Annotated in this window: 23 protein-coding genes; 13 read left to right on the top strand and 10 right to left on the bottom strand. The window is 31.2% G+C overall.

What is annotated here, in order from left to right:
- The first annotated feature begins 38 nt into the window (after positions 1–38).
- The gene (locus NZ841_06745) at positions 39–503 is read left to right on the top strand and encodes a DinB family protein (GenBank protein MCS7202455.1); all 465 of its coding nucleotides are present in this window, start codon (positions 39–41) and stop codon (positions 501–503) included.
- Between the two features lies 1 nt (position 504).
- On the opposite strand, the gene NZ841_06740 is transcribed toward NZ841_06745, so the two are convergent.
- A complete protein-coding gene (locus NZ841_06740) occupies positions 505–2,301 on the bottom strand; it encodes an ABC transporter ATP-binding protein/permease (GenBank protein MCS7202454.1) in 1,797 nt (598 codons plus the stop codon).
- The gene (locus NZ841_06735; GenBank protein MCS7202453.1) at positions 2,302–4,032 is read right to left on the bottom strand and encodes an ABC transporter ATP-binding protein/permease; all 1,731 of its coding nucleotides are present in this window, start codon (positions 4,030–4,032) and stop codon (positions 2,302–2,304) included. It lies immediately after the preceding gene.
- A 132-nt stretch (positions 4,033–4,164) separates the two neighbouring features.
- Between NZ841_06735 and NZ841_06730 the strand changes: the two genes are divergently transcribed.
- From NZ841_06730 to NZ841_06695, 8 genes are read left to right on the top strand one after another with little or no spacing between them, the layout of a single operon-like run.
- Positions 4,165–4,614 (top strand): Hsp20/alpha crystallin family protein, encoded by a 450-nt coding sequence (locus NZ841_06730; protein ID MCS7202452.1) that lies wholly within the window; start codon positions 4,165–4,167, stop codon positions 4,612–4,614.
- Between the two features lie 54 nt (positions 4,615–4,668).
- Complete coding sequence (gene rgy / locus NZ841_06725) at positions 4,669–8,013, top strand: reverse gyrase (protein ID MCS7202451.1); 3,345 nt, start codon at positions 4,669–4,671, stop codon at positions 8,011–8,013.
- Between the two features lie 23 nt (positions 8,014–8,036).
- Positions 8,037–8,762, top strand: coding sequence for a KaiC domain-containing protein (locus NZ841_06720; protein ID MCS7202450.1), 726 nt, complete (start codon positions 8,037–8,039; stop codon positions 8,760–8,762).
- Between the two features lie 3 nt (positions 8,763–8,765).
- Positions 8,766–9,176: an HTH domain-containing protein gene (locus tag NZ841_06715; GenBank protein MCS7202449.1), complete on the top strand. Its 411-nt coding sequence runs from the start codon at positions 8,766–8,768 to the stop codon at positions 9,174–9,176.
- A gap of 28 nt (positions 9,177–9,204) precedes the next feature.
- Entirely contained in the window at positions 9,205–10,452 is a 1,248-nt protein-coding gene (locus tag NZ841_06710; protein ID MCS7202448.1) for an adenosylhomocysteinase, read from the top strand.
- Positions 10,453–10,485: 33 nt separating this feature from the next.
- Entirely contained in the window at positions 10,486–11,040 is a 555-nt protein-coding gene (locus tag NZ841_06705) for a LemA family protein (protein MCS7202447.1), read from the top strand.
- Complete coding sequence (htpX, locus tag NZ841_06700) at positions 11,037–11,975, top strand: zinc metalloprotease HtpX (GenBank protein MCS7202446.1); 939 nt, start codon at positions 11,037–11,039, stop codon at positions 11,973–11,975. Before NZ841_06705 ends, htpX begins: the two co-directional genes overlap by 4 nt.
- A gap of 1 nt (position 11,976) precedes the next feature.
- A complete protein-coding gene (locus NZ841_06695; protein MCS7202445.1) occupies positions 11,977–12,483 on the top strand; it encodes a nitroreductase family protein in 507 nt (168 codons plus the stop codon).
- Here the strand turns inward: NZ841_06695 and NZ841_06690 are convergent.
- Positions 12,480–13,409: a patatin-like phospholipase family protein gene (locus NZ841_06690; protein ID MCS7202444.1), complete on the bottom strand. Its 930-nt coding sequence runs from the start codon at positions 13,407–13,409 to the stop codon at positions 12,480–12,482. The two genes, NZ841_06695 and NZ841_06690, sit on opposite strands and share 4 nt — an antisense overlap.
- A gap of 146 nt (positions 13,410–13,555) precedes the next feature.
- On the opposite strand from NZ841_06690, the gene NZ841_06685 reads away from it, so the two are divergent.
- Positions 13,556–15,127: an FMN-binding glutamate synthase family protein gene (locus NZ841_06685; protein ID MCS7202443.1), complete on the top strand. Its 1,572-nt coding sequence runs from the start codon at positions 13,556–13,558 to the stop codon at positions 15,125–15,127.
- 34 nt (positions 15,128–15,161) lie between these two features.
- Here the strand turns inward: NZ841_06685 and NZ841_06680 are convergent, their stop codons facing one another.
- The 3 genes from NZ841_06680 to NZ841_06670 are packed head-to-tail and all read right to left on the bottom strand — an operon-like array spanning position 15,162 to position 16,792.
- On the bottom strand, positions 15,162–15,377 hold the full coding sequence (locus NZ841_06680) for a hypothetical protein (GenBank protein MCS7202442.1): 216 nt from the start codon (positions 15,375–15,377) through the stop codon (positions 15,162–15,164).
- A gap of 45 nt (positions 15,378–15,422) precedes the next feature.
- On the bottom strand, positions 15,423–16,136 hold the full coding sequence (locus NZ841_06675) for an HAD hydrolase-like protein (protein ID MCS7202441.1): 714 nt from the start codon (positions 16,134–16,136) through the stop codon (positions 15,423–15,425).
- Between the two features lie 11 nt (positions 16,137–16,147).
- A complete protein-coding gene (locus NZ841_06670) occupies positions 16,148–16,792 on the bottom strand; it encodes a PrsW family glutamic-type intramembrane protease (protein ID MCS7202440.1) in 645 nt (214 codons plus the stop codon).
- Positions 16,793–16,875: 83 nt separating this feature from the next.
- On the opposite strand from NZ841_06670, the gene NZ841_06665 reads away from it, so the two are divergent.
- Together NZ841_06665 and NZ841_06660 are read left to right on the top strand one after the other, a co-directional pair.
- Positions 16,876–17,574, top strand: a complete 699-nt coding sequence (locus NZ841_06665; GenBank protein MCS7202439.1) for a FecR family protein — start codon at positions 16,876–16,878, stop codon at positions 17,572–17,574.
- Positions 17,575–17,588: 14 nt separating this feature from the next.
- A complete protein-coding gene (locus NZ841_06660; GenBank protein MCS7202438.1) occupies positions 17,589–19,010 on the top strand; it encodes a hypothetical protein in 1,422 nt (473 codons plus the stop codon).
- Here the strand turns inward: NZ841_06660 and NZ841_06655 are convergent.
- Genes NZ841_06655 through NZ841_06645 form a run of 3 tightly spaced genes read right to left on the bottom strand, consistent with a single transcriptional unit; the run spans position 18,997 to position 21,860 of the window.
- A complete protein-coding gene (locus tag NZ841_06655) occupies positions 18,997–20,226 on the bottom strand; it encodes an alcohol dehydrogenase catalytic domain-containing protein (GenBank protein MCS7202437.1) in 1,230 nt (409 codons plus the stop codon). The genes NZ841_06660 and NZ841_06655 overlap by 14 nt on opposite strands.
- Positions 20,227–20,256: 30 nt before the next feature.
- Entirely contained in the window at positions 20,257–21,270 is a 1,014-nt protein-coding gene (locus NZ841_06650; protein ID MCS7202436.1) for an NAD(P)-dependent oxidoreductase, read from the bottom strand.
- 2 nt (positions 21,271–21,272) lie between these two features.
- Positions 21,273–21,860 (bottom strand): TetR/AcrR family transcriptional regulator, encoded by a 588-nt coding sequence (locus NZ841_06645; protein MCS7202435.1) that lies wholly within the window; start codon positions 21,858–21,860, stop codon positions 21,273–21,275.
- A 133-nt stretch (positions 21,861–21,993) separates the two neighbouring features.
- Between NZ841_06645 and NZ841_06640 the strand changes: the two genes are divergently transcribed.
- Positions 21,994–22,374 (top strand): sensory rhodopsin transducer, encoded by a 381-nt coding sequence (locus NZ841_06640; GenBank protein MCS7202434.1) that lies wholly within the window; start codon positions 21,994–21,996, stop codon positions 22,372–22,374.
- 44 nt (positions 22,375–22,418) lie between these two features.
- Here NZ841_06640 and NZ841_06635 read toward each other — a convergent pair whose 3' ends face one another.
- Complete coding sequence (locus NZ841_06635; protein ID MCS7202433.1) at positions 22,419–23,195, bottom strand: metallophosphoesterase; 777 nt, start codon at positions 23,193–23,195, stop codon at positions 22,419–22,421.
- Positions 23,196–23,208: the final 13 nt, after the last annotated feature.

Genomic DNA, 23,208 nt, shown 5'->3' with positions numbered 1-23,208 from the left:
CAAAAAGAAAAGAGATAAATTAAAAAAGGGGGTTTTTTATGAATAAATCAAGATTAGAAAATCTTATTAATTATATAGATAAAGCTTTTCAAAAAAATGCAGGTCTTTGGTCTCATTCAGTTTTAGATATTCTCGAAAAGGTTTCTGTAAAGGAAGCAATATGGAAGGAGGAAAAGGTAAACTCTATCTGGGAAATTGTAAATCATTTAATCTCTGGAAAGGAATACGTAATAAGTCTTTTAGAGGGAAGAGAGCCATCTGAGGAGGACTTTAGAACTCCTGAGAATCCTTCTGAAGAGGAATGGAAAAATACTATAGAAAAATTAAAAAGCTCTCACAAAAAATTAATTGATCTTCTTAAGTATAGAAATGATGAGGACTTAGAAAAACCTTTTGGGGAATATGGTACATTGGAGGAGAATCTTTATGGTATTATTAGCCATGATTGTTATCATGTAGGTCAAATAGTAATACTCTTACAACTTATGGGGGTTGAGGTATAGGTCAAGAGACGATTTCTTTCTCCTTTTCTTCCCAATATTTGAATTGGGATGTAAACATTTCATAATAAATTCCCTTCTTTTTCATGAGTTCTTCGTGGGTTCCTATTTCCACAATTTTTCCATCTTCTACAACAAATATTCTGTCTACATTTTGTATTGTGGAAAGTCTATGGGCGATAATAAAAGCTGTTCTTCCCTCTAATAATCTTTCTATCCCTTTCTGAAGAAGTCTTTCTGTGTGGGTATCTATACTTGCAGTTGCTTCATCGAGAATTAAAATCTTTGGATTTGCAATTAAAGTTCTTGCTAGAGAAATAAGTTGTCTTTGGCCTATGGAGAGTCTTGTTCCTCTTTCTTGTACATTGGTTTCATACCCTTTTTCTAAAGAAATGATAAAATCATGAGCATATACTTTTTTAGCTGTTTCCATTACTTGGTTAAAATCGGCAGAAAGATTTCCATATCTAATATTATCTAAAACACTTCCTGAAAATAGAAAAGTGTCTTGAAACATTACTGCAATCTGTTCTCTTAAACTTTTTAGTTTTATCTTTTTTATATTAACCCCATCAATTAAAATTTCTCCTTCTTGAGGATCATAAAATCTACATATTAAATTTACAATAGTAGTTTTCCCAGCTCCTGTGTGTCCTACTAAGGCAATTTTCTCTCCTGGTTTTACTTTAAAACTTATGTTGTCTAGAACTTTTTTTCTTCCATCATAAGAAAAGGATACGTTTCTAAATTCAACCTCTCCTTTTATATTTAAATCTATGGCATTTTTATCTTCAAAAATATTAGGACTAATATCCATAATTTCAAATATTCTTTCTGCGCTTGCCATACCAATGATTAAACTGTTATAGAAATTACTTAGGTTCATGATAGGTCTCCAAAACATGGATATATAGTTAGTAAAAGCAATAAGAAGTCCCACAGTAATATCCCCTGTATTTATCATTTTTATGCCAAAATAAAAGGTAATAACAGTACCAATACCCCAAGAAAACTCTACCATGGGCCAAAACATATCATTTATTCTTACAGCCTTTACAAAAGCAGATCTGACATCCCATGCTAATTCGGAAAATAAATTTTTTCTGTATTTCTCAGCAGTAAAGTATTTAACTACCTTTATTCCTGAAAAATTTTCATGAGTAAAGGCATTAAGAGTTGAGTTTTTCTTCCTTACTACCTGCCATCTTTTTCTACTTACAACTTGGATATAAAAAAGAGTTATTATTAAAAAGGGTAGTGTACTTAAGCCTATTAAAGCTAGTTTTGGATTAAGATAGAACATAATAAAAGAAGTAGCAATAATGACTGCAGTATCAGGAATTAAGTTTGTTATACTCATATTAAAGAAATTGGTAAGAGAATTTACATCTCCTATAACTCTTGCTAAGATTTTTCCAACAGGTCTTTCGTCAAAAAAACTGAAGGAAAGTTTTTGAATATGATTATATAAATCTTGTCTTATATTTAAAAGTACAGCGTGGGTTATTTTTGCTATTCTTTCTGTTCTCTTTTTTGAGGAGAAAGCAGAGATTAAGTTTAGTATTAAAATTATTACTCCCACTAATATTAATCTTTTTGAGTCTTTGTTTTTGATATATTCATCTATAGCAAGTTTCATGAAATACGGATTTGCAAGATCTACTATCATTACTAAGAATATTAAGAAAAAAGCTATAAATATTTCTTTTTTAAAGGGTTTTAGATATTTAAATAGTCTTTTTAATATCTCAAGACTTACTTTTTCTTCTAATTTTTCGTCTTCTTTTAAACTATATGGCATTTAAATTAATTCCTCCTCCATAAATATATATTTCCCATATTGCTCTTGATATATTTCATAATATCTTCCTTTTTTTCTTAATAACTCCTCATGAGTTCCTCTTTCAACTATTTCTCCTTTTTCAAGAATTATTATTTCCTTTGCATTTTTAACTGCAGAAACTCTATGAGTAATGATTATTTTTGTTATTCCTTCGTATTTTTCTAAAGCTTTTTGTACATAAAGTTCTGTTTCCATATCTAAGGAAGAAGTAGCATCATCTAATATGAGTATTTTAGCTGGTTTTATTAAGGCTCTTGCAATTGTTAATCTCTGTTTTTGTCCACCCGAAAGTCCTAATCCTCTTTCTCCTACTATGGTGTCTAAATATTCGGGTAGATTTCTTACAAAATTATATGCTCTTGTGTCCTTTAAAACCTGCACTATTTTTTCTTCTTTTACATTCCTTCCTAATTTAAGATTTTCTTTTATAGTATCCGAAAAAAGAAAAACGTCTTGAGGAACATAAGATAAGTTTTCTCTTAAAATTCTTAAATTTATTTTTTTAATATCTACTCCATCTATTAGTATTTCTCCCTCCCAAGGTTCGTAAAATCTTCCTAGTAAATTAACAAGGGTTGTTTTTCCTGCTCCTGTAAGCCCCATGATTCCCAAAGTTTCTCCTGGATTTATATGAAAGCTTATATTTCTCAAAACATAGTTATTTTTGTACTTAAAGGACACATTTTTGAAAGTTATTTCTCCCTTAATTTCTTTGATCTCAATAGGACTTTCCATATAGATTTTTTCAGGTTTTTCTCTAAACAGTTTTTCTATTTTCTTTAAAGATGCACTACATTGAGCAAGCATATTTACTAGCCATCCTCCAAGCCTTACAGGCCAAACAATCATAGAGACATATCCTGAAAAGGCGACTAAAGTGCCTATGGACATCCGATCTCCAATTACTAGTAGTCCCCCTAAGGTTATCGCAAGAGCAGTGGAAATGTTTGTAAAAAAGTCCATCCACGGAAAATATTTTGCAAATATTTTGGCTTGCTTTATATTTAATTCATAATTTTTTCTATTCTCTTCAAAAAATTTATCCATTTCATATTTTTCTCTTCCAAAGGATTTAACAACTCTGATTCCTGCTATATCTTCCTGAGCAGTGGTGTTTAATTTTACCCCTTGATCTGAAATTTCACCGTATACATTGTCGTTTTCTTTTTCAAGATTATAAGCAATATATCCTACAATAGGCATGAGAGAAAGAATAATTAAAGTTAATTTCCAATTAATTGATATAAGGATAATAGTTGCTATTATAAAGTAGAAGACCTGTTCTATGAAAAATACTAGTCCAAAACCAAAGGTAAACCATATGTTTTCAATATCTTCCTTGATTCTCGACATAAGTTCTCCTGTGTTTGTTTTATCAAAAAAGGAAAAAGGTAAACTTTGGAGATGATCAAAAAGATCTTTTCTTAATTCATAGGCAAGTTTTGAGCCACCTAGATCCATGAAGTATTCTTTAGAATAACCTAAAATTATCCTAGATACAGTTATAAAAACTAAATAGGATAAAAGTTTTGGGAGTAAATCTAATTTATTTCCAAGAATTACCTTATCAATTATTTCTCTAATAATTCTTGGATTAAACATATCTAAAGAAAGAGATAGAATTGCAGATAGAGTAGCGATAATAAAAAACTGTAAGTTATTTTTAATGTATTTTCTTAATCTTTCCATGATTTTACTCCTCTAGCTATCTTTTTCAGACAAATTTTAATTATATAAAAAGTATTGACCCCTTGACATGTTATGGTATAATATATATAGAAAAAATATATATATAGAAAAAACGTTAAGGAGGTGGGTAAAATGTTAAGAAGATATTGGGATCCCTTTGCAGAACTCAGAAGATTAGAAAGAGAAATCGATAGATTATTCTCTGAATTTACTTCCTTAGAACGTTTTGAAGAAAGACCTACAGCTTTTACTCCTGCTATTGATCTTTACGAAACTCCAGAAAATTTAGTGCTTAAAGCAGAGCTTCCTGGATTTAAGCCAGAAGATGTGGATATTAGTGTAACCGAAGACCAAGTAATACTTCAAGGAGAAACAAAAGAGGAGGAAGAAATCAAAGGAGAGAATGTATATAGAAGAGAAAGAAGATATGGAAGAATATATAGAAGAATAGATCTACCAAAACCCATAATACCAGATAAGGCCGAGGCTGTATATAAGAATGGAGTTTTAACTCTTACTCTTCCAAAGGCGAAACCAGAAAAAGTAGAAGGAATAAAGATAAAGATAAGAGAAGAAAAATAATAAAATTTGGGGGGAGAAAATCCCCCCATTTTTATTTAGAGGAGGAAAGGAATCTTGGCTGTAGGAGCAAAGTATCATCATTCATGTATTAACTGTGGAGGAATAAATACTGATTATAGAAATGAAAGGGGACTTCCCTGTAATATTTGTCTTCCTGATGAAAATTCTGAAGACATTTACAAAAGTTTAGAAGAAAATAATTCTTTAAAAGATTTTTTATATTATTCTTCTTTTTATTCTAAACTTGAAAATTTCGAGAAATTTTTTAAAGAAAAACTTGGCAAACCCTTAATAGGTTATCAGAGATTTTGGGCTAGAAGATTTCTCCTTTCTAAGAGTTTTACTATGATTGCTCCTACAGGAGTAGGAAAAACAACTTTTGGGCTTATAGCTTCTTTATGGCTTGCAAAAGAAGGTAAGAAGGTTGCTCTTGTTTTTCCTACTGTTTCTCTCGTGAATCAGGCAAAAGAGAGATTAAGGGAATTGGCTTTAAAAGAACCATTAGAAAATGTTAGGATTCTTTCTTTTCAATCATCGATGAAAAAAGAAGAAAGAGATAAATTTGAAAAGGATTTTGACGAGGATAATTTTGATATATTAATCATGTCTTCTCAATTTCTTTCAAGAAGGAGAGAAGAGCTTTCAAAAAAGTTTTTTTCTTTAGTGTTTGTGGACGATGTGGATGCAGTTCTAAAATCCTCTAAAAATATAGATATTTTATTAGAAATGATTGGAATTCCTCAAGAGGTAATAAATAATACCCTTAACAATTTAAAAAGAGGGAAAATAAGAGAAATTGAAAATCATACAAGGAATCATGGAATTTTAATAGTATCTTCTGCTACTGCGAGACCTCGTGGATTAAAACCTCTTCTTTTTAGAGAGCTTCTAGGTTTTGATATTGGGAGATTTGTTTTTAGTGTAAGAAATATTACAAACATAAGGATAAGGGAGAAAAGTAAAGAGAAGCTCTTCAATATAATAAGTACATTAAAAGAGGGAATAATACTTTTTGTGGAAAAAGAAGAGGACGGAATTGAAATAACAAAATTTTTAGAGGAGAAGGGTATTGAAATAGGAAAGACATGGGAAAATTTTGAAGAAAGTTTTGAAAGATTTAAAAGGGGAGATCTTAGGATTTTATGTGGTATATATTCATACTATGGAAAGCTTGTAAGAGGTATAGATCTTCCACTAAGAATTAAATACGCTATTTTTTGGGGTGTTCCTTCTTTTCAGTATCCTTTAGAGATTTCGAAGGCTCCTCGCTTTATTTTAGAAAGAGTATTAAAGGAATATTTTGAAAATAACCAGAAAATGAAATATTTTCTCAGTAATATTTCGAAAATTGAAGTAGAAAAATTAAGAGAAATCGCAAAAAATCACATTAACGATGAAAAATGGATAGAAATTATCCAGCAGTCCTTTTCCAATGTTAGGATTCATAATAATAATATAATTTTTCCTGATGTTTATACTTATATTCAGGCTTCAGGTAGGACTTCAAGAATTTTAGGATCGAATTTAACAAAGGGAGTTTCTATTCTTTTTGAGGAAGATGACATTATTTTTGAATCCTTGAGATCTCGACTTATGTTTCTTACAGAGGAAGACTGGTTAAAAGAAGATGAAGTAAATTGGAATTCTCTTATAGTAGAAGTAGAAAATAGCAGAAGAGAAGATCAGGGATATCTAGTAAGGGATTCAAAATCTACTTTAATGATTGTAGAATCTCCTACTAAAGCGGATACTATCTCAAAATTCTTAGAAAAGGCATCTACTAGAAGATATGGAAAACTTTTAGTTCATGAATCAATTACTTCTGAGGGAATATTGCTTATAACTGCTACTAAGGGACATGTGTATGATTTGGAAACTAGAAATGGAGTTCATGGAGTAGAAATTAATAACGGTAATTTTATTCCTGTATATAACTCTATAAAAAGATGTGAAAAATGTGGACATCAATTCACTGAGAATTATGAAAATTGTCCAAAATGTGAGTCAAAGGAAATAGATGATAAGAAGGAGATATTAAAAAAACTCCGAGAGATTGCTTTGGAAGTTGATGAGGTTTTAATTGCTACAGATCCTGATGTAGAAGGAGAAAAGATCTCATGGGATGTATTTCAATATGTTCTTCCTGTAAACAATAATGTAAGGAGAATAGAGATGCACGAAATAACAAGACATGGTTTTGAGTATGCTAAGAAAAACAAAAGATATATTTCAGAGAATCTTGTAAAATCTCAAATTGTAAGAAGGATTGAAGATAGGTGGGTTGGGTTTGAATTAAGTTTGAAATTGCAGAAGAATTTTAGATCCATAAATCTTTCTGCAGGAAGAGTTCAAAGTACTGTTTTAGGATGGATTGTTGAAAGAGAGAAAGAGTATCTAAAAAGTGAAAAGATTTTTACTAATCTGAAATTTGAAAATGGTTATAATTTAGAGGTAGAAGGAGAAATAGAAGATAATTCTGTATATATAAAGATTTTAGGTTATAGTGATGAAGAATTAACTTCTCTTCCTCCTTTTAATACTTCATCCATATTGTCTGAAGCTTCTCGTAGATTTGGTATTGGGGTTCAGGAAACTATGGAAATTTTACAATTTCTCTTTGAACATGGACTTATAACTTATCATCGAACAGATTCTACAAGGATCTCATTAACAGGACAGAATGTAGCAAAAACTTATCTTGACAAATTAGGTAAAAAAGAACTTTTCGTTGGTAGGGGATGGGGGGAGGAGGGGGCTCATGAAGCTATAAGGCCAGTAAAACCTATAGATTCTAAGGAACTTAGTGATTTTGTTAGTGAGAGAATAGCCCAAGAAATTACTAACAAACATTTAAAGATTTATTCTCTCATATTTAATAGATTTATGGTAAGCCAAATGAGGAATCCTATTGTAACAAAACAAAAAGTAGTTATGAAGATTAACAATAGAGAAATAGAAGTAGATATACCTATTTCTGTTAAAGAGGAAGGGTGGCTTTCTTTTAGTCCTTTATCTCTATATTCTCCCTTTAAAGATGCAATATACAAAATAACTGACAAAAAAATTTATAAAAAACATACGGTTCCTTTATTTACTCAAGCTACTATTATAGAAGAAATGAGAAAAAAAGAAATTGGAAGACCTTCAACATATGCAAGAATTATTGAAATTCTATTTAAGAGAGGTTATATTATTGAGGATTCTTATAAAAGGTTAAGAGCAACTCCCCTTGGAAAAAAGGTCTATAATTTCCTAAAACAAAAATATAAAGATTACATAGTAGAAGAAACTACAAGAGAATTAGAACATCTTATGGAAATAGTAGAAAATGGAGAAAGAGATCATCAAGAAGTCTTAAGAACTTTATACCAAGAACTTCAGGATTTGATGAGTAGTTAATTTAAAAGAGGGGGGATAAAATTATGAAAAAGGTTAAAACTGGTATTCCCGGAATGGATGAAATTCTTCATGGTGGAATTCCTGAGAGAAATATAGTTCTTCTTTCTGGAGGTCCAGGAACAGGAAAAACAATATTTTGTCAGCAGTTTTTATGGAATGGTCTTCTTATAGGAGAAAATGGAGCTTATGTCGCTCTCGAGGAACACCCAGTTCAGATTAGGAAAAATATGGAACAATTTGGATGGGATATTTCTTCTTATGAAAAGAATGGAAATTTTGTAATTATAGATGCTTTTACAGGAGGGATAGGAAGTAGTGTAGAACATGAGGGATACATTGTAAAAGATATAACCGATGACAGAGAGTTGGCAGATATTCTAAGAAGAGCTATTAAAGAAAATCAAATAAAGAGAGTTGTTATTGACTCAGTTACATCCCTTTATATTTCAAAACCTTTTGTAGCAAGAAGTGTTATTTTTCAACTTAAAAAGGTATTAGCTGGGCTTGGATGTACTTCTTTATTTGTAAGTCAAGTATCAGTTACAGAGAAAGGATTTGGAGGACCTGGTGTGGAGCATGGTGTTGACGGAATAATAAGGCTTGATTTAGATGAGATGGATGGAATTTTAAAGAGAAGTCTTGTGGTTTGGAAGATGAGAGGAACTTCTCATTCTATGAAGAGACATCCATTTGATATTACTAACAAGGGAATAGTAGTCCATATTAATGACTTAAAGGAAGGGGGATAAGAAATGCAACTTAGTTTTAATCCTATAAGTAGAGAAGAAATTCATAAACTTGAAATTTCTCTTTTAGTTGCAACTCTTTTTAGAGAAGAGGTAATGGAAGAAGTAAGGAATTCTACTGAGAGATTAACATGGGTAGATAGTCTTGCTGTAGCAGCAGGTGCTCTTGCAAGATCAAAGGCTGGAATGACTATTTCTGAAATAGCGGAGGAACTTGGTAGAACAGAAGCTACAATAAGAGAACATATTAAAGGAGCGTCTAAAGCTGGTAAATTAGTTAATGAAACTTTTGAGAAATTAAAGTCAGGAGAAATTAATATAGATTTACTAATTTTCGAGGTTTCGAAAAGAGAAGCTTTAAAAAGAGAGCTTTTAGAGCTTAGGGAAAAATTAGATGAGATTATAAAAAAATTATAAATATTTCTTTAAATTTGAGGTTAAAAAGATGAGTAAAATAAAGAATCCTAATTTATGGGAAAGTGGTGAAAGAAAGATTTATTGGGCAAAACTTCATATGCCTGTTTTAAATTCTTTAGAAAAAGAATACAAAGATACAAAACCTTTTTTGGGTAAAACTATTGGAATGTGTATTCATTTAGAAGCAAAAACTGCTTGTTTAGCATTAGCCCTTAAAAACAGCGGAGCAGAGGTAGTTTGCTGTGGAAGTAACCCTTTATCTACTCAGGATGATGTAGTAGCAAGTTTGGTAAAAAAAGGTGTAGAAGTATTTGCGTGGAGAGGAGAAACAGAAGAGGAATACAAAGAAAATCTTAGAGAGGTTTTAAGATTTAATCCTGATCTTTTAATAGATGACGGTTTTGATCTTACCACGACTCTTTTAAAAGAATTTTCTCAATTAAAAGAAAAATTATTAGGAGTTGGAGAGGAAACTACTACAGGAGTTATAAGAGCTAAAGCATTGTTAGAAGATAAAGGTCTTCCCTTTCCTGTTATCGCAGTAAATAACGCAAAAGTGAAATTTTTATTTGATAATAGATATGGAACAGGAGAATCAGCATTAGCATCCTTTATGAGGAATACAAATCTTTTAGTGGCAGGAAAGGTTTTTGTAATCTCAGGCTTTGGTTGGGTAGGAAGGGGCTTGGCTCAAAAACTTCAAGGGATGAAAGCAAGGGTTATTATTACAGAGGTGGATCCTATAAAGGCTTTAGAAGCAATCATGGAAGGTTTTGAAGTTATGCCTATGGATTCTGCAGTCAAATTAGGAGATGTTTTTATTACTGCTACAGGAAATTGTAAGGTAATAAGAGAGGAACATTTTCTTTCTATGAAAGATGGGGCAATTTTAGGAAATGCAGGACATTTCAACGTAGAAATAGATATGAGGGGATTGGAAAAGATTGCAAAGGATAAAAGAGAAGTTAGAGAAAATATAACAGAATACCTTCTTCCCAATGGAAGAAAAATATATGTAATTGCAGAAGGAAGACTTCTAAATCTTGCAGGAGGGGATGGGCATCCTGTGGAAATTATGGATTTATCTTTCTCAGTTCAATATTTAGTTATGCTTTGGCTTAGTAAGGAGGGTAGAAATCTTCAAAAATCTGTTTTGGATGTGCCTAAAGAGATTGAGAGAGAAGTAGCAGAAAGAAAGCTAAGAAGTATGGGAATATCTTGGGATTCACTGACCGAAGAGCAGGAACGATATCTGAAAAGTTGGGAAGTTTTATGATATAATCAATCTAAAACTTTTAGGAGGAAAAAAATGGGATGGATAATATTAGGTATAATAGGTTTTCTTTTAATCCTTTTTATATCTATTTATAATCGTCTTATAGTTTTAAGAAATAGGGTAGAAAACGCTTGGGCACAAATAGATGTGCAATTAAAAAGAAGGTATGATCTAATTCCCAATTTGGTGGAGACTGTTAAAGGCTATGCAAGTCATGAGAAGGAGCTTTTTGATAAGATTGCTCAATATAGAGCTCAAATGTTAGGAGCAAAAACTCCAGGAGAAGCTGCAGAGGCTAATGAGGGTCTTACAGGAGCTTTAAAAACCCTTTTTGCTATTGCAGAGAATTATCCGGAATTAAAAGCAAATCAAAACTTTCTTATGCTTCAGGAAGAGCTTTCAGGAACAGAATCAAAAATTGCTTATGCAAGACAATTCTATAACGATTCAGTAATGATCTATAATCAAGCTTTAGAAGTATTTCCCAATAATATAGTTGCTAATATGTTTAATTTTAAACCTAAGGAATACTTTGAAGTGAAGGAAGCAGTAGAAAGAGAACCTGTAAGAGTAAGCTTTACAGGATGAAAAAATCTCTCAAACCTTTAACCTTCTATGATGCAATTGATTCTAATAAGAAAAAAACATGGCTAATTGTTTTTTCAATTTCATTACTTTTATTTATTGTAGTGTATGCTATAGGTTATTGGTTTGAATTTGGTTGGATTTCTGTGCCTATTGCCTTTTTAGCAGTTTTTTTTACTAATTTTTATGCTTATTATAATAGTGACAAGATAATTCTTAATATTAGTGGTGCTCGTGAGCCTACAAAGGAAGAATACCCTTACTTAATAAATGTTGTAGAGGGGCTAAGTATTGCAGGAGGGATTCCTGTACCCAAAATTTATGTAATTGATGATCCTTCTCCCAATGCTTTTGCTACAGGAAGAGATCCTCAAAATAGTGCCATTGCAGTAACCACAGGACTTTTAGAAAAATTAGACAGATTAGAATTGGAAGGGGTAATTGCCCATGAGATTTCTCATATTAAACATTATGACGTAAGGCTTCAGACTATCTCTGCTGTTATGGTAGGAATGATAGTAATTTTAGGAGATGCTCTAAAAAGATCCTTATATTGGGGTGGAAAAAGAGATAAAAAGGATAGAAAAAGTGGGGATATTATCGGTTTGATAGCCTTATTAATTGCAATTTTATCGCCAATTTTAGCAACCCTTTTAAGATTTGCTCTTTCTCGTCAAAGAGAATATATGGCAGATGCTGGTTCTGCAATGCTTACTCGATATCCAGAAGGATTGGCATCTGCTCTTGAGAAGATAGCAAAGGATCCTTTACCAGTAAAAAGAGCAAATTCAATGACTGCACCTTTGTATATAGTAAATCCCTTGGATAAATCTTGGGGAGAAAATCTTTTATCAACCCATCCTCCAGTGGAAGAAAGGATAAGAAGATTAAGAATGATGGGAGATAGATGGAAGCTTTTAGAGAAGGAGGGAAGATAAGATGGATGTTTTTACTGCTATTCAAAAAAGAAGGGCTATAAGAAAGTATCTTCCAAAGGAAGTGGAAAAAGAAAAATTGTTAAAAATTCTTGAAGCTGCAAGATTGGCTCCTTCTGCTGCTAATAGACAACCCTGCAGGTTTGCAGTTGTAACAAGTAAGGAAATGATAGAAAAATTAGTAAATGCTTGTGCACCCCATCAACCTTTTATGCTTTCCGCTCCAGTTATAATTGCAGGCTATGTTTTAGATACAAGTAGGATAATGAGATGTGGTATTCCTGCTCATATTGTGGATGTCAGTATTGCATTAACCCATATCCATCTTCAAGCAGTGGAAGAAGGGCTTGGAACCTGCTGGATAGGATCCTTTGATCAAGAAAAAGCAAAGGAAGTTTTAGGACTTCCGAAAGAAGCGGTAATTGTTGAGCTTATGACCTTGGGATATCCAGCGGAAGAGCCAGAACCAAGACCAAGGTTGTCTTTAGAAGAAATTGTAAAATTTTATTAAAACCATAGAAATCTTTTTGATTTTTTCTTTATAAGTTCCTTTATTTTGGGAAGTTCTTTTTCTGCTGAAGATTCTCCAATTTTTATTAATTCTTTTCCTTTGTCAAAATCAAAGGTTCTATAGTTTTCTACTCTAGGATTTATTACTATATCTGCTAATTTAATATTTCTCAATGCTATTTCCCAATTCATTATGTTAATTGTTTGCATTAATACCTCTAGTAAAGAGGGATTAAATAATGGATTTACTCTTTTTTGTATTTCTTTAAATATTTCTGTTTGAGTTATTTTGTAGATCACTTTTTCTGAAAAACCTTTTGGTTCCATAGGAATCTCTTGGAAAATATTTCTCCCTTTTGGACTCCAGTTAGGAGGACTTTGTAGGTTTATTCCTATTATTATATCAGGTTTTTGAAATTCTTTTAATTCTTCTACGGGTAGGGGGGATAATACTCCGCCATCTATTAAGAGTTTATTATCAAAAGGATAAGGCTGAAATATAACAGGGATAGAAATACTTCCTCTTATTGCAGAAATTACTTTTCCTTTAGTAAATACTATTTTTTCTCCTGTTATTAAATCGACAGCTACAGCTAAGAATGGAACTTTTAATTGAGAGAATTCAATATCTCCTAAGAAATTTCTTAAAAAATTTAAAATTTTATCTCCTTTAATAATTCCCTGAAGGGATGGAGAAAAATCTATGAATTCATAAATATCTTTTTTAGATATACTTAAAGCTATATCTTCTAAATCTTTTGAAGAATAACCTTTTGCATAAAAGCCTCCAATTATGGCCCCAATACTACTTCCTGAAATACAGTCAATTTTTATATTTTCCCTTTCTAATATCTTAAGAACACCTATATGAGAAAGTCCTTTTGCTCCACCACTTCCCAATACTAAGCCAATTTTTATTTTCCTCATGAAGATATTTTATTTAGTCTATTCTCTCTTTGTCAAATTATTTTTAAAATATCTATGATATATCTACGGCAATCAATTACCTATTGACTTTAAATTTAGTTTTATCTAAAATTGAGTCTAAATATTTCTCATGGAGGTGGTTGTGAATGTCCTTTTCAAAACCTAATTTCTCGGAAGCTACCAACACAAGACTTCGTCTAAAAGATTACTCTCCTTTTAGTGGAATGTGTGTCACTTGTCTAGATGGATGTATTGGTTATTGTGAAATTGCAAAATCTGCAATAAGAGGAAGGGAGTTTATTTATCCTCAACCTTTTGGAAAGGTAACTTCGGGCTCTCAAAAGGATTATCCTGTGGATTTCTCTCACTTAAACATTAATGGAACTTGTGTTGGAGCTCTGGGAGTAGAGCCTGATCCAGATAAAGCAACTTTTCCAGCAGTAGATATTGAAACAAAAATTGGAGATATAAAACTGAGAGCTCCCTGGTTTACAACAGGGTTAGGTTCGACCTTTATTGCAAGAGATAACTGGGAAGGAGTTGCTGTGGGATCTGCTATTTTTGGAACTATGGTAGGTATTGGTGAAAATGTATGTGGTGTAGATCCTCAAGCGGAATTTAAAAATGGAAAAATTGTAAAATCCCCTGAAATGGAAAGAAGAGTAAGATTATTTAAAGAATGGCAGAGAGATGGATATGGAGGAATAATTGTTCAAGAAAATGTGGAAGATAGTAGATTGGGTACCTTGGAATATGTAATTGAAAAATTAGGAATTCAATTTGTTGAGATCAAATGGGGACAAGGAGCAAAGGATATTGGAGGAGAAATTAAGGTTCCTTCTTTGGAAAGAGCAAAGCAATTAAAAGATAGAGGATATATTGTTCATCCTGATCCTGATGATCCTGTAATTCAAGATATAGCTAAAAAAGGTGGAATTAAAGAGTTTGAGAGACATTCCCGTCTTGGAATGGCATCCATTGAGGGGTTTTTAAAAAGAGTTGAAGAGCTGAGAAAAGCTGGAGCAAAATATATTTCTCTTAAAACAGGAGCTTATAGACCAAAGGATTTAGCATTGGCATTAAGAGCTGCATCAGAAGGTAAAATAGATCTTTTAATAATTGATGGAGCAGGTGGCGGGACAGGAATGAGTCCATGGAGAATGATGAATGAATGGGGAATTCCTACTGTTTATCTAGAGTCTTTAGCCTATAAATATGCAAAACTTCTTGCAGAAAAAGGTAAATATGTACCTAATATAGCGATAGCAGGTGGGTTTACTATGGAAGACCATATATTCAAAGGTTTAGCTTTAGGAGCACCATATGTAAAATTGGTGGCTATGGGAAGAGCAACTCTTACTGCTGCAATGGTAGGGAAAACTATTGGAGAAATGATAAAAACAGGAAAAATTCCTGCTGATTATAAAAACTATGGAAACGATATAGAAGAGATTTTTACAGCTGTTGCAGAGATTAAGAAAATATATGGAAATGAAGAATGGAAAAAGATCCCTCCTTCTGCTTTAGGAGTTTATGGATATTTTGATAGATTGGCTGTGGGGTTGAAACAATTTATGGCTGGAGCAAGAAAGTTTAAATTAGAATATATCTCAAGGGATGATTTAGTAGCTTTAACAGAGGAAGCTGCAAAGGTTACTGGAATTCCTTATGTAATGGATTTAGATCATGAAGAGAGTATGAAAATATTGTTTGAATAAATAAAAGGGGGAGAGAAATCTCCCCCACAAAATTCTAAGTTGTTTCTTCCTTTTTTTCCTTTCTTTCTTCTAATAAGCTTTTTAACTCTGAGTATCCAAAGATTATTAAAATAACTCCTAATAAAATTAAAAAAGCTGGAACTGCTGCCATAAGTGCTTTAATAAAATAGCTCCACCACGAGACTATTCCCCAAATTCCTAAAACAAAACATGCTAATCCAATGATAATAATTAAAATTTTATTTGCCACCGTATCACCTCCACAAAGAAGTTTAATCTAATTATAAACTATAATTTATCTTTTGGATAGTAAGGGTAGAAGATTTAACAATTCCTCTAAGGGACCTATAAAATCTGGAGCTTCTTTATTTATAAGATCAGATCTTGAAAATTTTCCATTAACAAGATAAGTATTTACTAAGATTTTTCTTGCCACCATATCTTCTTCAATATCATTTCCTACCATTATACAATTCTCAGGCTCTTCATCTACAATTTCTAATATCTCTTTATAATATTCTAAAAAGGGCTTACAAGAATGCATGATTTCCATAGAAGTTATCAGAAAATAAGGAAAATCATCTATTCCAGCCCATGAGAGTCTTTCTTTAATTGCGATTAAAGGAAAGACAGCATTTGTAGCAATAACAACCTTCAATCCTAAATTAAAGGCTAATTCTATTACTTTTCTGGCATAAGGATGAGGTTTTGTAAAGATTTTTAATTTCGGAAAATCCTCTTTATAAAAACTATTAAAAAATTCATAAAGTACCTCTTTTTTTAAATTTGTTAAAGGAAGAAGAGAATCCCAAAAAACTTGTTCATTGGTTTTAGGTCCTCTATTTTGCATCATCTTATAAATTGCTCTTTGAAGTTTTTCTAAAAAAGATTCTTCCCTTTCTAAATAGGAAATTTTTTGAGATAAAAGTTTAAAATATTCTTTAGAAAAAGTTTCTATATCATTGTAAAGAAGGGTTCCATCAAGATCAAACCAGATGCTTTTTATCATCTCCCGCCTCCTTATAATAGCTTTTTGCTTTGTTTCCAGTATTTTCTGAGAAGAATATATACTAAGGGTATTATAAGAATGGTAAGCCACCATATCTGTGAAAGGATAAGAAAATCATAGAGTGCATGAATAATTGAGGGATACAGCAGAGCATTTAAAATGTGCGTTGGAAAATTATAAGTGAATTTTGCTAATCCTAAGGAGTATCCCATTATTAGCGAAAAAAGAAAATGGGCAGGAACAGCTAAAAGGGCTCTAAAGATTGCAGTTTCTATTCCTCCCATTATTACATATCCTATATTTTCGATAGTAGCAAAACCCAAGCCCACCATACTGGAGTATACTATTCCATCAAAGGGAGTATTAAATTCTTCTCGGGGATATATATATTTATATATTACTAAAAACTTTGCCCCTTCTTCTATTAACCCTATCCCAAAAAAACAATACAAGGCAAGAGAAATTAAATTCTTTTTGTTAAATATTGTCAAAAATTCAATTATTAACTCAATTAATCCTGCTGGAAAAACTACTAATACCCCAAGAGTGAAAGATAAGATAAGGAGTCTTAAAGGTTCTCTCTCCAACCTATCTTTATTATAAACATACCATGCTAACGCTATTCCTGGCGCTATAGCTAATACTAAAAGAGACATCATATTATTCTGAATTATACATTAACTTTGAGAAATTGTCAGGATAGTGTAAAATAATATTAAAAAAAAATTAGGGAGTAAAAATGAGAAGAAGTTTAATTTTATTTATTATATTATTTTTTCTCTTTTTTATATTTCCTATTTATTCTCAGGCAAGAGGTTATGCTGTTATAACTTCTCTAAAAGGAAATGTACTTGTAAAAAGAGAAAAAGGTGAGACTTTTATTCCAGCAAAACTTAGTATGACTCTCTATGAAGGAGATAGACTTTGGGTCAAAGAAAATTCCTTTGCAGTTTTAACTTTTTCGGACAAATCAGTCTTAAGAGTTTTTCCTAATTCTCAGGTAGATATCGTGAAGTTGCTAAAAGACAAAGAAAAGGAATGTTCTATTTTTAAATTGTTAATAGGAAAATTATGGGTATCAGTAGAAAGAGTCTTAAATATAGGGGAGAGAATAGAAGTTCAAGCATCTTTAGTAGTAGCAGGAGTAAGAGGTACTTCTTGGGTAGTTGAGGTTAAGGAAGATGGAAGGACTATTGTTAGTGTATTAGAAGGAGTAGTATCTCTGAAGATTTCTAAGATAGAGTATAAAAAGGAAGAAGAAAGAGTAAAATCTGTAATTATATCTCCTTTTATGATTAGGGAAATCTCAGAAGGATCTCAAATAATTATAACTTCTGATGGAAAGATAGAGAGGGAAGAAAGATTTAAAATAAGGAATTTTATAAAAAATCTTGAAAAAGAGTTAGAAGTTAAACCTTCAATTATTGAAAAAACATAGGGAGAGGAGAAAAGATGAATAGAAACAATTGGTGGGATAGAAGACCAAGTCTTGTTATTTATCCTGAAATTAACATCATATCTAAAGGGGTAGATGAAAATGAAATATCCTATATAAAAAATTATTTTAAAGAATTTTATTTAACTCTTTCTGAATATTTTCATGAATATGAAAGTAAAGTTTATATCTATAAGGAAAACTCTTTAGAATTTAAAAATGGTTTTGATATACCCTTTGGAGTTATTTTAAATCCTGTATTATTAGGGGAAATTTCTAAAGAGATTTTAATTTCTTCAAATGATGAAGATGAAGTATTCTACCAAACTTTAAGAGAAAAACTTCCTGAAGTTTATCCTCCCCTAGGAATTTCTGTAGGAAGAGATCTTTTAAAAATATCCCCATCTCCTCATCCTAATTTTATAAATGTTATATTTATTAGAGATGAAAATGATTTTATATTAAACTTACCTTATCATCGAAAAGTATCTCTTTTTAGAATGCTCATGGCTAAAATTGGCGCTTTTAAAAATATTATTATTCCCTATAAATTCTCAAAAAATGAGCTTCAAGTCTTTGGTTTTATTCTTTCTACAATGGAAGGAGGCTGTCCCATATTAAAAGATATAAAAGAATTAGGAAAAAGATTAAGAATTTTTGGCTCATGTAAGGAGGTAGGTGGATATATAAGAAGAGAAGATATAGTAATTTCTCATGAAAGATGGGTAAATTCTCCTGTAGTAAACTCAGTAATAAACCTCGGTAAGTATTTAGGAGAAGTACAGCTTCTTTCTCCTCCTGTAAGGATAAATTCTCTTGTGCGAGATGAAAGATTAGGAAGATTTATTTCTGCTATATTATCATACTCAAGACAGGCAGAAGGAGCTTTTATGGCATATGAACCTTTTTTGGATTTATTTATTGTAACTGCTTCGGGAAAATATAATGTGGATAAATCAAACCTTAATTTTTCTGATTTAGTTCCCATCTTTCCTACTTCTAATGGAAAGGTAGAAGTTTTTAAAATAGAAAATATAGATTTAAAGGGACCATCGGTAGAGGCAGAAGAGTTTACATTACCTTTTAAAGAAATTTCTTCTAAAATCCCGCCAATTATTGGTATAATTCATCTTCATAGAGGATTAGAATATTTTGATTCTTCTTTAATTTTAGAGATCCCACAAGATTTAGAGAAATATCCTCCTGTAGGATGTGGAGTTGATTTAATGCATGCTATGAGTAGATATGCAATTTTTTATGCTGTAGAAAAAAAGCAACAGAACTCAGAATATAAATTAGCAGTTTTTTCTGTTCCTAATCATGGTACTAATATCTATTGTTTTTACGAAGAAGAAATTTTAGAAAATCCCTTTTATTATTTTGTGAAATTTATAGAAGAAGGGAAATTAAAGTTTAAATTTGAAGTTAATCAAATATAAAAGCAGATTTTATTAATCCATATTTGCTTTTTTGAAAATTCATTTCTATAGCTTTTTTGTAGTCTTTTAGAGAAAAAGTATGGGTAAGAAGAGGAGATAAATCTAAACCATTTTTCATAAACTCCAAAGCAATTTCGTATCCTCTTTTTCTTTCTCCTTTATAAATTTCGCCACTACTACTATTTGTTCCCGAGACTTTCAACTCTTTGAACCAAAGAGGAGTCCAATCTACTTTTTTAGTTTCTCCAATTAATCCTACAAGAACTAATTTTCCTCCTGCTTTTGTAAGTCTTAGCGCATCATCCACACTGTCATCAGTTCCAACACATTCGAAAACGACATCTCCTCCCCCCACAAAATTAGGTTTTCCCAAAAGAGTTTTTAAAACTTCTCCATTGGTTAATTCTGCTACTTTTTTATACAAGGAGTAAGTGTCGAGATTTTTAGTATATATAACCTCATCAGCTCCATAATGTTTTGCTAGCTCTCCTTGAAATTTATATCTTGCTAAAACAATTATTCTTGCTTTACTTCCTAAGGCTCTGAGAGAAGAAACTACATTTATCCCTATACTTCCAGCACCAATAATTAAAACAGTATCACTATCTTTAGGATAATTTCTCATTACAGCATGGAGCCCATCACAAAAGGGTTGAATCTGTACTGCTGTTTCATTTTTGACGTTTTCTGGAACTTTAAAAAGCTGAAATTCGTGGGCAACAAAATATTCTCCCCAACTTCCTCCAGTATCTCTACAGGAACCAATAATAAGACCTGGAGCAATATTTCCCTTTGTGAAGTTTCTACATTGGCTAAATTCCCAATTTTGGCAATATTCGCAAGGAGGATAAATATCTCTTGCGTTGCAGGATAAAACAGGATCAGCTACTACTCTATCTCCTATGTTGAAATTTTCTACTTCTTCTCCTTTTTCAACAATTATTCCTAAATTCTCATGCCCTATGACAAAAGGAAAAGACGCATAGGAAGAAGTAGAAGGACTGTCGTGAAGGCGAATTAGATTTATGTCGCTTCCACATATTCCTCCCATTAATGTTCTTATCTTTACCCATTTTTTTCCTGGAAGTTTTGGTTCAGGAATATCTCCATATCTTATACATGAAAAAATGTTATAGTAAAAGGAAGAATTTATATTTCCTAATATCTTACTAAGAATATATCTTGGTATACTTTCTTCAAAATAAATAGCCTTCATAGAAAAGCCTCCTCAAATTTTTAAAATTATTTAAAATCTATATCCTTCTAAAAGCACCTTCAAAGGAATATATCTTTTTTTATAATAAGGCGATTTTTTCAAAAGTAAATATCTTATTGTGGGACTAAAAAGTCTTATAAAGAATATTTTATATCCCAACGTTTTCTTTACATCTTCAATGTAGTCTTCAAGAGTTCTTCTTTGATAATGTAAAATCTCTTCACTTTCCCTTGTATCCATCCAATCAGTAGCAAAAGGCTTATCTGAGAAGGCTTCTTCGGGAAGCATACCTAAACCTATACTTTTTAATACTTTTTCCACTATATCTTTGTAATAATACTGACATCTTGGTCCTCCACCTATTAGAAGGACCTTTTTCCAGATTTTATCACTTTTTATTCCTTTTGCTATAGCAAATCCCACATCTTTTGTATGAACATATTCCATTCTATTGTTTAGAGGAACATCAAACATTCCTATATCAAGTTTTAAATTTATTGGTAAAGATGCGGAAAGTCTATATATACTCCATGTAAGATTTGAGTTTTTAATAATATTTTCACATTCTAATTTATGTCTCGAATAATGTTCATGGGGATTTACAGGATCATCAGATTTTCTTGGAGGTTCAAGATGTTGAGTAAGTCCAAAAACATGAACAGAAGAAGTAAATATTAATTTTTTAGGTTTTGGAAGAATTTCCATCATAGAAACAAGATTTTTAGTCCCTATAACATTAATCTTATATGCAATATCTGGAACTTTTTCAGATTCAAGTCCTGTAGAAGAAAGTTTAGGTATTATAAAGGCAAGATGGATGACAACGTCTTGGTTTTCTAATGCCTTTCTAATATCATCTTCTTTTGTTATATCTCCCCAATATACTTCAATTCTATCTTTATATTTCCTTTTCAAGTTCCTAAAGATACTTTCGTTTTTCTTGGTTTTCAAGTCAAAACATCTTACAATATCTCCCTGAGTTATAACTTCCTCAATAGTGCTTAATCCTATATTTCCAAAAGCTCCTGTTATTAGAACTCTCATACTTATTTTTCCTCCTTTTTAATAGTTGAAATTATAAATTTAATTCCTTCTAAACTGAATTTTTCCCAATTTTCTGAAGAGTCAAATATTTCTTGAAAAATAGTCCCTAAGGAAAAAGAAATCAATAATTTAGCTATCATATGGGAATCAATATCTTTAAAACTTCCTTCTTTTATTCCTTCCTCTATGACAAAAGAAAAATAATCTTTAAATTTTTTAAATTGTAATCCAATCTTTTTTATGATTTTTTCATCTCTTATACCAATTCTTAAAAATTCTAAAAAAAGATACAATCTTTCTTTGGATTCTCGAAAAACATCTTCAAAAATTTCTGTCATTCTTAGGATTCCATCTAATATCTTAGGGGAATTTAATCTGTAATTTTCCAACCTTTGGGAAAGTTGTAGTAACCATCTATCAAGGATTTCTAGGAAAAAATCTTCCTTTGTAGGAAAATAATAGAAGAATGCTCCTTTACTGAATCCTGCCTCTTTACAAATATCCGATACACTGGTTCCTTCATAACCTTTTTTTGAAAATAGGTTTTCCCCTACGATAATTAATTTTTCCTTAGTAGAGATTTCTTTCATAAAATTACCTCCTAAATACCGACTGGTCAGTATGTATTATACAATAAATAAAATGAAATTTCCACGTTAAAATTATAATAAAGGAATTAGAGGACTAAATATTTTATCTTGTTTTCGGAGGAGGTAGAATCCTATGGAAAATAAAGAAGTTGGTGCAAAACTTTGGTTTATTCCTGATGCATATCTTCCTTCTATAGGAGATCCTAATCTTCCTAGCCATGAATCCACATGCATTTTAAATGTAAATAATAAACCTGCAAAAGTAAAATTTACTTTTTATTTTGAAGATAAAGATCCCGTAGAATCTAAGGAAATTATTGTTCTTCCTAAAAGAACTTGGCATGTCCGATTAGATAAATCAGAAGAAATTTTGGGAGTTAGATTAGAGCGAGATATACCCTTTGCAATAAAGGTAGAAAGTGATGTAAAAATTATTGTTCAGCATTCCCGATTGGATACAAGACAGCCAAATTTAGCTTATATGACCGCTATGGCATGGGCTGAGAAAGATTAATAGTTTATAAAAAAAATTTGAAGGGAAGAAGATTTTTTCTTCTCTTATTTTTCAATAATAATCCTATTATCTGTTATTCCATTCTCAGATACATTTATTAATATAAAATGGGGTTTTCCAGCATCGACTTCTGGAGATACATAAGGAGTTGAACCACCAATTCCTGAGATTATATAGATTACCCCATTTATCTCTTTTCTATAATACATATGGATATGACCTGAAAAAACGTAATCAACTTGATATTTTTCAAAAATTTCCATAAGTTTTATAGATTCTATAGGATCCGCTTTATGAAATATGAAGAAAAAGCTTGGAGCTATCACTGGTTGATGCATAAAAACAAACTTATATTTTGTTTTAGTATTTTCTAAAACATCAATTAACCATATCATTTGTTCTTTTCCGATTCTTCCTGAGGAATTGTTTAAAATAATAAACCTTGCATTCTCATAATCAAAATAGTAATAAAGAGGTTTTCTCGTAAACTCTTGAAATTTCTTACCCTCGGGGTCTCCTAGTAAATCATGGTTTCCTGGAACAAAGTATATAGGAATCTTTATATTCTTAAGAAGATTCTTTATAAATTCATATTGTTCTACACTACTATTCTCTAAAATATCTCCAAGTTGAATAATAAATTTTGCATCAGTTTTTAGAATTTCTGAAAGATTTTTTTCAAATACGCCTCTCATAGGTCTTCCTGTTCTATCTCCGATAACTGCAAAGGTAAAGGGATAGGAGATAGAGGATAATAAAAAGATAAGTAAAGAAGAGAGTAAAATTCTTTTTATTTTATTTATTTTCTTATAAATTATCATCTTAGTATTTAAG

Origin of the sequence: Dictyoglomus sp., from assembly GCA_025060475.1 — a bacterium.
GTDB lineage: Bacteria > Dictyoglomota > Dictyoglomia > Dictyoglomales > Dictyoglomaceae > NZ13-RE01.
Note: the sequence above shows the minus strand (reverse complement) of the source record. Positions and strands in the feature narration are given on the sequence as shown.

Bases quoted from the DNA above. Each gene is read 5' to 3' on its own strand.
- NZ841_06705 (MCS7202447.1), top strand. From the start codon at position 10,486: ATGGGATGGATAATATTAGGTATAATAGGTTTTCTTTTAATCCTTTTT.
- NZ841_06660 (MCS7202438.1), top strand. From the start codon at position 17,589: ATGAATAGAAACAATTGGTGGGATAGAAGACCAAGTCTTGTTATTTAT.
- NZ841_06655 (MCS7202437.1), bottom strand. From the start codon at position 20,226: ATGAAGGCTATTTATTTTGAAGAAAGTATACCAAGATATATTCTTAGT.
- NZ841_06695 (MCS7202445.1), top strand. From the start codon at position 11,977: ATGGATGTTTTTACTGCTATTCAAAAAAGAAGGGCTATAAGAAAGTAT.
- NZ841_06690 (MCS7202444.1), bottom strand. From the start codon at position 13,409: ATGAGGAAAATAAAAATTGGCTTAGTATTGGGAAGTGGTGGAGCAAAA.
- htpX (MCS7202446.1), top strand. From the start codon at position 11,037: ATGAAAAAATCTCTCAAACCTTTAACCTTCTATGATGCAATTGATTCT.
- NZ841_06715 (MCS7202449.1), top strand. From the start codon at position 8,766: ATGCAACTTAGTTTTAATCCTATAAGTAGAGAAGAAATTCATAAACTT.
- NZ841_06640 (MCS7202434.1), top strand. From the start codon at position 21,994: ATGGAAAATAAAGAAGTTGGTGCAAAACTTTGGTTTATTCCTGATGCA.
- NZ841_06650 (MCS7202436.1), bottom strand. From the start codon at position 21,270: ATGAGAGTTCTAATAACAGGAGCTTTTGGAAATATAGGATTAAGCACT.
- NZ841_06720 (MCS7202450.1), top strand. From the start codon at position 8,037: ATGAAAAAGGTTAAAACTGGTATTCCCGGAATGGATGAAATTCTTCAT.
- NZ841_06740 (MCS7202454.1), bottom strand. From the start codon at position 2,301: ATGCCATATAGTTTAAAAGAAGACGAAAAATTAGAAGAAAAAGTAAGT.
- NZ841_06745 (MCS7202455.1), top strand. From the start codon at position 39: ATGAATAAATCAAGATTAGAAAATCTTATTAATTATATAGATAAAGCT.
- NZ841_06710 (MCS7202448.1), top strand. From the start codon at position 9,205: ATGAGTAAAATAAAGAATCCTAATTTATGGGAAAGTGGTGAAAGAAAG.
- NZ841_06670 (MCS7202440.1), bottom strand. From the start codon at position 16,792: ATGTCTCTTTTAGTATTAGCTATAGCGCCAGGAATAGCGTTAGCATGG.
- NZ841_06665 (MCS7202439.1), top strand. From the start codon at position 16,876: ATGAGAAGAAGTTTAATTTTATTTATTATATTATTTTTTCTCTTTTTT.
- NZ841_06735 (MCS7202453.1), bottom strand. From the start codon at position 4,032: ATGGAAAGATTAAGAAAATACATTAAAAATAACTTACAGTTTTTTATT.
- NZ841_06645 (MCS7202435.1), bottom strand. From the start codon at position 21,860: ATGAAAGAAATCTCTACTAAGGAAAAATTAATTATCGTAGGGGAAAAC.
- NZ841_06675 (MCS7202441.1), bottom strand. From the start codon at position 16,136: ATGATAAAAAGCATCTGGTTTGATCTTGATGGAACCCTTCTTTACAAT.
- NZ841_06730 (MCS7202452.1), top strand. From the start codon at position 4,165: ATGTTAAGAAGATATTGGGATCCCTTTGCAGAACTCAGAAGATTAGAA.
- NZ841_06685 (MCS7202443.1), top strand. From the start codon at position 13,556: ATGTCCTTTTCAAAACCTAATTTCTCGGAAGCTACCAACACAAGACTT.
- NZ841_06635 (MCS7202433.1), bottom strand. From the start codon at position 23,195: ATGATAATTTATAAGAAAATAAATAAAATAAAAAGAATTTTACTCTCT.